We start from the raw sequence: 1,309 nt of genomic DNA, 5'->3' as shown, positions 1-1,309 counted from the left end.
GGGTTGCTCCTATGTCAAGCCGCCTGCGGCAGGGAGGCCGCGGCGGTCTGGTCGGTGGGTCGGAGGAGGTTGAAGACGATGCGGGCGAGGCGTCGTTTGAGGGCGCGCAAGGCCTCCATCGTGGTGTCGCCCTCGCTGCGTCGGCGCTGGTAGTAGGCGCGGCCGAGGCCGTCGAGGCGGATCTGGGTGACGGCGATGCGGTGCAAGGCGGCGTTGAGTTGGCGGTTGCCGCCGCGGGCCAGTCGATGCCGGTTGGTCTTGCCGGAGGAAGCCGGGATCGGGGCGGCGCCGGCGTGCATGGCGAAGCAGGCCTCGGAGCGGAACCGGGCTGGGTTGGCCGTCTCCCCGACCAGCTTCGCGGCGGTCAGCGGCCCGCAGCCCGGCAGCGTCAGCAGGAGCGGCGCCTGCACCCTCACCACAGCGGCGATCTCCTTCTCCAGGAGGTTGATCCGCCCGGTGAGGTCGCGGATGTCGCCGAGGATCTCCAGGGCCAGCCGGCGCACCAGCGAGGCCGGCAGCTCCTCCAGTCGCGCCTGCACTCGGTCCTGGTGTTTGGCCAGGTCCAGGCCCCGGGCCGGCACATCGAGCTCTGGGTCGAGCTCGTGCAAGTGCCAGCGCAGCCGGTTCTGCGCCTTGGTGCGCGCCTCCACCAGGTCCTCGCGCCGGTCGACCAGCAGCTTCAGCTCGCGGGAGACGTGCGTGTGCTCGGCGCGCGGCAGAGTCGGCTCGCGCAGCGCCGCCCGGGCGATCGCCAGTGCGTCGATCGGATCGGACTTGCCTCGGGTGCGGGCACTGGAGCGGGTCTGTGCCATCAGCTTCGGGGGCACCCGGACCACCACCGCTTCAGCGGCCAACAGTCCCTGTTCCAGCCGGGCCGAGACGTGTCGGCAGTCCTCTACGGCGAACTCCACCGTGGCCTCGGGGAACTCCCGTCGTGACCAGCGCAGCAGCTGCCGGTGCCCGGCGTCGGTGGCGCGCACCGTCAGCGGCTGCCCCATCTGCCGGCCGGCCTCGTCGATCGCAACTGCGCAGTGAGTGTTCTTGTGGACGTCGATCCCGATCGTCACCACCATTGAAGGCGTCCCTTCATCTGCAGGAGGGGGACGGTTGGGCCGGCCGGCGGACACACCTCAGTGGGGGCGCAGCCACGCTCCTATCAAGTCACGCCGGTCGGCCCTGACCAGCAGTGATCGGCACAACCCATGCATGCCAGCCCTTCACAGAGCGGCAGGAACGCTACGAGCCAGATCACCACTGGCCAGGATCCCAACCACCGCAACGGATCGCGGCGCCAGCACCCTGACACTGA

At 70.5% G+C, this 1,309-nt stretch carries 1 protein-coding gene; it reads right to left on the bottom strand.

The window, feature by feature from the left end; all coding sequences use genetic code 11:
* Positions 1–14 precede the first annotated feature (14 nt).
* Positions 15–1,073, bottom strand: a complete 1,059-nt coding sequence (locus ABD644_RS22635) for an IS110 family RNA-guided transposase (protein WP_344691627.1) — start codon at positions 1,071–1,073, stop codon at positions 15–17.
* Positions 1,074–1,309 lie beyond the last annotated feature (236 nt).

Source organism: Blastococcus jejuensis (assembly GCF_039534705.1).
In the GTDB taxonomy this organism is placed as follows: Bacteria; Actinomycetota; Actinomycetes; order Mycobacteriales; family Geodermatophilaceae; genus Blastococcus_B; species Blastococcus_B jejuensis.
This window is presented reverse-complemented; position numbering and strand designations above follow the sequence as displayed.

What these genes read in the sequence shown, in the direction of transcription:
- ABD644_RS22635 (WP_344691627.1), bottom strand. Translation starts at nt 1,073, where the DNA reads ATGGTGGTGACGATCGGGATCGACGTCCACAAGAACACTCACTGCGCA.